General features: G+C 41.6%; 9 protein-coding genes. 8 read left to right on the forward strand and 1 reads right to left on the reverse strand.

Translation table 11 applies throughout. The features are described from left to right. Positions 1-288: 288 nt before the first annotated feature. Positions 289-1,218, reverse strand: coding sequence for a LysR family transcriptional regulator (locus tag KIV40_RS19635; protein ID WP_285350857.1), 930 nt, complete (start codon positions 1,216-1,218; stop codon positions 289-291). 390 nt (positions 1,219-1,608) lie between these two features. Between KIV40_RS19635 and KIV40_RS19640 the strand changes: the two genes are divergently transcribed. From KIV40_RS19640 to KIV40_RS19675, 8 genes are read left to right on the forward strand one after another with little or no spacing between them, the layout of a single operon-like run. Beyond that, positions 1,609-2,208, forward strand: a complete 600-nt coding sequence (locus KIV40_RS19640) for a hypothetical protein (protein WP_285350859.1) — start codon at positions 1,609-1,611, stop codon at positions 2,206-2,208. 11 nt (positions 2,209-2,219) lie between these two features. Then, positions 2,220-2,996: an AfsA-related hotdog domain-containing protein gene (locus tag KIV40_RS19645; RefSeq protein ID WP_285350860.1), complete on the forward strand. Its 777-nt coding sequence runs from the start codon at positions 2,220-2,222 to the stop codon at positions 2,994-2,996. 55 nt (positions 2,997-3,051) lie between these two features. Further along, positions 3,052-3,822: a hypothetical protein gene (locus KIV40_RS19650; RefSeq protein WP_285350862.1), complete on the forward strand. Its 771-nt coding sequence runs from the start codon at positions 3,052-3,054 to the stop codon at positions 3,820-3,822. Between the two features lies 1 nt (position 3,823). Continuing rightward, a complete protein-coding gene (locus tag KIV40_RS19655) occupies positions 3,824-4,048 on the forward strand; it encodes a 2-hydroxymuconate tautomerase (protein WP_285350864.1) in 225 nt (74 codons plus the stop codon). 2 nt (positions 4,049-4,050) lie between these two features. After that, positions 4,051-4,701: an HAD-IB family hydrolase gene (locus KIV40_RS19660; RefSeq protein ID WP_285350866.1), complete on the forward strand. Its 651-nt coding sequence runs from the start codon at positions 4,051-4,053 to the stop codon at positions 4,699-4,701. Positions 4,702-4,718: 17 nt separating this feature from the next. Beyond that, positions 4,719-5,924 carry an MFS transporter gene (locus KIV40_RS19665; RefSeq protein WP_285350868.1) on the forward strand — a complete coding sequence of 402 codons (1,206 nt, stop codon included), beginning with the start codon at positions 4,719-4,721 and terminating at the stop codon, positions 5,922-5,924. Between the two features lie 3 nt (positions 5,925-5,927). After that, positions 5,928-6,338, forward strand: a complete 411-nt coding sequence (locus KIV40_RS19670) for a carboxymuconolactone decarboxylase family protein (RefSeq protein WP_285350869.1) — start codon at positions 5,928-5,930, stop codon at positions 6,336-6,338. Continuing rightward, on the forward strand, positions 6,338-7,513 hold the full coding sequence (locus KIV40_RS19675; protein ID WP_285350871.1) for an acetyl-CoA C-acetyltransferase: 1,176 nt from the start codon (positions 6,338-6,340) through the stop codon (positions 7,511-7,513). Before KIV40_RS19670 ends, KIV40_RS19675 begins: the two co-directional genes overlap by 1 nt. Positions 7,514-7,680 lie beyond the last annotated feature (167 nt).

The following is a 7,680-nucleotide window of genomic DNA, read 5'->3' on the forward strand; positions in this document are numbered from 1 at the left end:
AACACGCCCTAATCATCAAGAAAAATATACCTCCTTTTTTACTACCAGAATGATTGATGATTGCTGTCAGTAGTATTTTTAGACGAGTTGGGATGTACCAAATACCCCTTTTTTTACGAACTATCCGATTGAAAAAGGGAAGGTAAAGAGGAATATGCATCGAATATAAGTAAATTTGGGGTAAGTGATACAGCTTACTTCTTAAAAACGTTAGAAGGGGGTGTTGAATAGACACAAAGATTATATTGACCTCCCTAGGAAACTGCCTACTCGGATTTTGGATCGCAGTCAGGGGGAGTCTTCTCTTACACAATCTTCATGAACATGCCTTAGCCTTTCAATAGCCTCTAAGATGTGCGGACGTTGGTCGTTACTTTTAATCGCAGCATAGATGTCGATGTTTAGATGTTTGCTATGGTCGTCAGTCAACTCTTTATAACATAAATTCCCATTGTAAAAAGTGCACATTGAACTTGGCATCAATGCTATGGCGTCGCCCTTAGCCACACTGGAGAGCATTACGATAGTATCGTCTGGCTCTTTAATTTTTTTTAGAGGGAAACGTAGCGTTTTAAACAGTTTATCGCACTTTTCATAAAAAGCGGGGTTGGCACTACAAGGAAACCAAAATAAAGGGAATTCCGATACTTCTTCAAGTGAGACTTGTTGCTGTGTTGCTGCTTTGTGTGAGGAGGGCATAGCGAGTAGCAATGGCTCGCGATATATCCAATGAAATGAAATATCTTTTTCCGTACACACATTCTGCTCTCCAATCAGTACGAGATCCAAGGAGCCTTTGTGTAAGCTTTGAATGAGTTGGCTGGAGTTCATGCTATGTACGTCTGCACTCTCAATCCTATCGAGAGCGCTTAAAGCTTCTGCGATTGAAGATATATTCTCGAAGTTTAGAGTATTGGTAGCCCCTAATCGAATCTTATCAATACTGTTAGCATTAAGTGTTTTTAGCCCATTAATTAAGCATAAGATTTTGTTTGCTTCAACAAGGAGATCGTTGCCCGATTTTGTGAGGCGTACGCTATGAGTATTGCGAATAAATAATTCATAACCCAACAAATCCTCTAAGCATCTTATCTGCCTAGTCAGTGGTGGCTGAGTCATATTTATACTCTCAGCCGCCTTGCGAAAGTTAAGTTCTCGTGCTACCGCCAAAAAACATTGAAGTTGCTTTACGGTTGGTAAATTACTGTTGGTTAACATATATTTAATACTCACAAGGGGTTGTTGATATAAAGTGATGAAATTAACATACGCATTCTTGGTGTGAATGGAATCTACCTTGGTATGCTTTTTTGTTAGTAAACATGGTTATTTTAAGTGTAAGCATTTATTAATGGCAAGATGTGCCATGTTAATTCTTTGTGACCGAATAATAATGATGAGCTTTCCTTTATTTCACATACATTTGTTTTTTAATGTTTTTTTGGGTTAAGTATAATAATTTATTTATAAATCAGTGCGTATTATTATTGTTATTTATGATTTTTTTAGGTGATTGTTGATTTAAAAGTTAAATTACATTATTAGTAATTCCACAGTTATAAATATAATTGTTAGATTCATATCTCCTTAATCAAATGGATGTTAAGCATGTCTGCAAATTACCTTTTGGTATCTCGATACCCTGTAAAAAAAATGAATGTTGAAACTATAGATAGCATCAAGAATAATGAGTTTGATAGATACTTTGTCCGCGAAGATGGAACTAATGAAATCTTAGAGCTAAAAGTTATAAATGAGATTGGAGATATTTCATATTTAGAGGAAAACCTTATTGATGTATTTAAGGCTAATAAAGATTACTTATCTGGTGATATAAGACGCGAACTGCTTCGATTCGTAGAGGCTCCTATTGCGAGTGAGTCTGACTTACCAAATACGGAATTTGTTCAGTTGCGACATGTCGAAGTGCCAGCAGAGCGTTATGATGATTATCTTGAATGGCGTGATAGAACTATATTCAATGTTGTTCGAGATAATGCCGAAAAAATTAATAGCTTTGAAGCATATCACTCACTAATTAGTGGTCAGCCAGGTGTTTTGTTTATTTCTTCATTCAATGGTGATGTTGAGGAATATATGAAACCATTTAATGATGAAAATTATAAAGATATTATTCGTCAAGCTGGAGATGATTATATTACTGGTGGAAATGAAGGGTTATATACACGTCTGTATAGAGCAATATAAGAGAAAGTAATATGAAAGTTAATAAAATTGTAGTCGTTGGTGATAAGTATTCAGAGTATGCCAATGGGAAAAAAGCTTTAACTATTTCTCAATTGGAGTTTTTGGTAAAGCTTCCTGATAATCTATTCCCTGATGAACATGAACTGGTTATTGGGCAAGGTGTTTGTAAGCACAAAGCTAAGAAAATTATTGATTATATTGACAGTAATCAAAGGTTGAAGAGTAAGCTCAAAACTTGCTCAGTAGAAAAGCTAGTTTCTGAGCACAAAAATCGACATACCCATAAATGGGACGAGCGAAACATCCTAATTGGGCAAGCAGAAAAGGTTGACCATAAGTTGGATATGTACGCACTGCCTCTCGTCATTGATGATAACTGTGAACTGATGGGAGACCATCAGACTGGGCTGCATGTGCAAGGGATGTTGCTGGTAGAGGCTTGCCGCCAAGCTTTTATTGCAGTGACTGAAGAGTTTGTTTACCAAAAGCAAAGTGACAAGTATTACGTCATCAACAGTATGTCGATTGACTTTGCAAATTTCCTATTCCCTCTACCTGCAATCGTACATTTTGAGTTTGTTGAAAAGGATGTGAATGAGCGCCGCGGAAGATTCAAAGCTCGTATAAGTGTAACGCAGAATCAAACAGTGTGCGCCAATATGGACGTATCTTTTTCAGTCTATTCTGCTAAATCAATACAGGTTAAAGAAGAAGAGCTTGCTAAGTTCGCTACTGAGGTAGTTGTGAACGCTAGTGACCAATTTTATCTGGAGCAAGACTGTGCGTAGAAAGTACCAACTATCGGCTACGACGCAAGGGCCACTTTATCCTCCCGCAGAAGTGATGGATGCAGAAGGTAACTTTGTTGTTGTTGGGCAAATCCTAAGTGATAGTGGTGTTTCTTGGTCTGGCGCGATTGTCGCGCCAGACACTCCGTTACCTAAATTTGGCGAGATCAAACCGTATCACATTGTTACTCCAATAGAACAACTTTCTGAGCAGCAGATGAAGGATATTACTTTGTTCACACTTCCCCTGCCTTTGCCTTCGAATAACTATCCGATGATTTTTGCTCCAGAGCAGAGGCCGCAAGCTAGTCACGAGGTGAGGTCTAGCTTTCCTCTTCATGAAGGATATGTTGAGGACTATAGGCATGAAGATGGTAAGCGGCATATACCACCAATCAACTTATTCGATTGGTTGCAAGCTAAAGGAGAGCTGGTAGTTAGCTTAAAGAGTGACAAGCAATTGGCTCGTTTTGACTTTCAATTTAGCAACCTAGTTCCGAATAGCCTATACACCGTGATGAGTTTAAGAGAAAAGGATCTTTGCCCGGAATCTCCGACTCGTCCAGGTCCTTTAGGTATTCCGAATGTTTTTGTTACTGACGCTATAGGCAGTGCTCAGTTTTGGGCCGAGTTGCCTAATCCTTTCCCAGCTCATGAATTAGAAGGTAACCGAGTAATAAATGTTGTCGTCTTATACATGAGCTCTCGGCAAAGTTATGGCGGTGCGATTGGCCTACATGGTCTCGGTGGAGATATTCACGCCCAGCTTAAGCTTCAACAACGATCGTTTGATGAATTTGTGACTACGAATAATAAGGAAGATTAATATGCCTTTTATCCATATTACTACTTGGAAAATGAACAACGAAGAGCAAGTGAAAGGGATGCTCGAAGACATCACACATGCTGTGCATAAGAATACTGGCACACCTTTAGATAAGATCTCTGTCGCTGTAACAGAAGTTGCTCCGAACCGCTGGGCCGATGCTGGAGTGGTAGGTAGTGAGCCTGACTTTCCAGTGAAGAGTCGTCGCTTAAACTACGAGGAGTGATTATGACTACAGTCGCGGCATTTTTCGATGTGGATGAAACTCTAATTCACACCAAGAGCATGTTTGATTTCTATGAATTTTGGTGTGAGAAAATCGGACAAATTGAGCAGTTTAAGAGTTACAACGCAAAGCTCAATGCAGATAGAGCTGCGGGTATTGTAAGAGAACAGTTGAACAGAGAGTACTATCAACAGTTTGAAGGACAACAGTACCAAGAACTTGAGAGTGTTGGTCAAGAATGGTTTCAAAGTCGTTGCGATGATTTTTTCTTTCTCGAACCTTCCGTCGCTGCATTAAAAGAGCATCAACGAGCGGGCCATCAAGTGGTATTCGTCTCCGGCTCTATGGGGCCGATCTTGGCGCCCATTGCCCAGTTTCTCAATGTAGAGCATATCCTATGTACCTCTTTGATCTTAGATAAAAAAGGGACGCTAACCGGTCAAATTGGTAAACCGCAGACTATAGGGATAGGTAAAAAAGTTGCTATGTCTGATTTTTGCCAAACGCATCATATCGATCTCAATCACTGCTACGCATACGGAGACGATATCTCTGATCTTGATATGCTTGAAGCAACAGGCAATCCGATTTGCGTAGGAGAAAACCCTCACCTTCTTCGTCATGCCAAACAGCATGGATGGAAAACTCTTTAAAAAATATGGAATGAATAATGAGTATTAGTGAAAGTTCTCAGAAGATGACGCTTCGAATCTGGTTAGCGTTGTTTGTATTAGCTTTGTCGACGTTTAACATCGTCACGACCGAATTGGCTCCTATTGGCTTACTCACACCAATAGCCAATGCCTTAGCAACCTCTGAATCATATGTTGGTATGACCGTATCTTTATATGCTTGGGTTGGTGCTTTGAGTGCACTTGTGGCTTCAATTTTTCTCGGTACGGTCGGCAAAAAAAATCTCTTAATTGCTTTAAGCATAGTACTGGCTGTTTCCAATGGTCTTGCTGCTAGTGCTGAAACCTTTGAAAACTTAATGTTAGCCAGAGTGATTGGGGCCGTTGCCCACGGTGCATTTTGGTCAATAATTGGTGTCAGTGCGGCGTCGATTGTTCCGTCTAACTATATCGGTCTAGCTACCTCGATCGTATTTGGTGGAGTATCCGTTGCCAGTGTGTTTGGGGTGCCTATTTCAAATTACATCGGTATGCATATAGGTTGGCGCTCCGCATTTATGGTTATGTCAGGGCTTAGCGTGCTGTCGCTTGTTGGGATTGCTAGCTTAGTCCCACAGATTAGTGAGAAGAGTAGTGTGGGTATTGGGGCGATTAAGGTTGTGTTTAAATCGAGTTCCTTGATTAAAGTCTATTTTGCCACCATTTTGACCATATCAGCTCACTTTACCGCCTTTACCTATATAGAGCCTATGCTTAATTCCTCAACTCACATTACTGAAGAGTTCGTCCCGGTTTTATTGTTGGTTTTTGGTGTCGCAGGTATTGCCGGCAATGTCATCACGGCGTTATTCATTGATAAACACCTTAAGACGATCGCGGTTCTGTCTGTACTATTTGCAGCATCAATGCTGGTTCTGATTGGTGAGTACCACGTGCAATGGTCTCAGGCTAACATCGGCACTGCGCTCGCTATCTGGGGAGCGACAGCGTCTTGTATTTTCGTAGCCCTTCAAACTTGGGTGCTTAGGCTGGCTTCAGAGCAAGCATTTCCAGCGTCTGCTCTTTATGTTGCCTTTTTCAATTTGGCAATTGGTTTCGGAGCGTCTCTAGGAGCATGGGTAGTTGCTTATTACAATGTATCTTTTCTCTACATTTTTGCTGGTGTTGCGATGGCGCTTTCCTTGGTATTTATCACGATGGTGCCGATGAATTCCGAGAATGTTCAGCGAACGCAGGAGGCATGAATAATGAACGATAAATATAATAAAATCCGAGGTATGTGGGTCATGAATCGCTTAGAAGATGGCTTGGCAGAAAGAGTGAGTAGTAAACTTTCCGAGCTCGATAGTGACTTACCCCGATTGATTACGGATTACGCGTTTGGCTCGGTCGTCGCTCGTCCTGGTTTAGATTTGAAAAACCGTGAAATGCTAACAGTTGCTTCCCTGATCAGCTTGGGTAACGCGACTCCCCAGCTTGAACTTCATATGAAAGCGGCGATAAACGTAGGAGTGTCGCCTGAAGAACTGCTTGAAGTCGTTATTCAGATGGCTGTCTATGCTGGTGTGCCAGCTTGTATGAATGGCCTAGCAAGTTACCGCAAGATTATGAATGAGAAAGGTCTAGTCCTTCCGGGTCTTAAAGAGGAGGTCGCGTAATGGAAGACATTGTTGTTGTTGCCGCAAAGCGAACACCTACAGGTGCATTTATGGGGGAGCTCTCTGGTTTGTCTGCACCTAAGCTTGGTAGCTTGGTGATCAAAGCTTTATTGGCTGATTCAGGCGTCAAACCAGAGCAAATCGATAACGTCATCCTTGGGCAAGTTCTAACGGCTGGCTGTGGTCAAAATCCAGCTCGCCAAGCCGCAATTGGAGCCGGGTTAACACATAACACGCAGTGTTTAACAGTCAACAAGGTTTGTGGTTCAGGCTTAAAGGCGGTTGACTTAGCGATGCAAGCAATCACTTGTGATAAAGCTGAATTTGTTATTGCTGGTGGGCAAGAAAGTATGTCAAATGCGCCCCACATTTTACCTAACTCTAGAAAGGGCAAAAGATTGGGAGGAACTGAGCTACACGACAGCTTGGTTCACGATGGTCTTTGGGATGCGTTTAATGATTATCACATGGGAGTGACGGCGGAAAACGTTGCCGATCAGTATAAAGTTACTCGCTCCGATCAAGATGAGTTCGCGTTTCAATCTCATCAGAAAGCACTTGCGGCGCAAAAAGCCGGTTTGTTTGCGAATGAGATAGTACCGATAGAAATGAGAGATCGAAAAGGCAATGTGCGTATTTTTAGTCAGGATGAAGGCCCACGAGAAACAAGCGTAGATAAGCTTGCTAGTTTGCAGCCTGTGTTTTCTAAGCAAGGTACAGTGACGGCAGGTAACGCATCATCACTCAATGACGGAGCGTCGGCATTGCTACTCTGTCATCGTGATACTGCAGAAAGATACCAATTGAAGGTGCTTGCTAGCATAGGCAGATTCAGCAATTCAGGCATTAGCCCTGATGTGATGGGAGTTGCCCCGATTGAAGCTATCTCGAAATGCATTGACCAATCTGGGTGGGAAGCAAGCGAGGTAGACCAGCTAGAGTGTAACGAAGCGTTTGCATCGCAAGCAATTGCTGTTGCTCGGGAAATAGATATTCCTGATGAAAAAATTAATCCATATGGGGGAGGTATTGCGTTAGGGCACGCGATTGGTTCTTCGGGAAGTCGAATCCTAGTTACTCTTATTCATAGCCTGATAAGAGATAACAAAAATAAAGGTCTCGCTGCTCTTTGTATTGGCGGTGGAGAAGGTGTTGCGATGAGTATCTATCGTTAATAAAAAGCCCAGTTAGCTGGGCTTTTTCCTTTTCAGCCCTAAACCACCTACTTCAGTAGGTGGTTATCATCCGTTTCGGCTTTGCCTGTAAAACTACTCATGCTAAATGCGTCTTTGATTTTTCCAGAAGTCAAAGAGGACAGTAAGCGCGTAAGCGCTCCATAAAA

The organism is Vibrio sp. D173a (genome assembly GCF_030248475.1).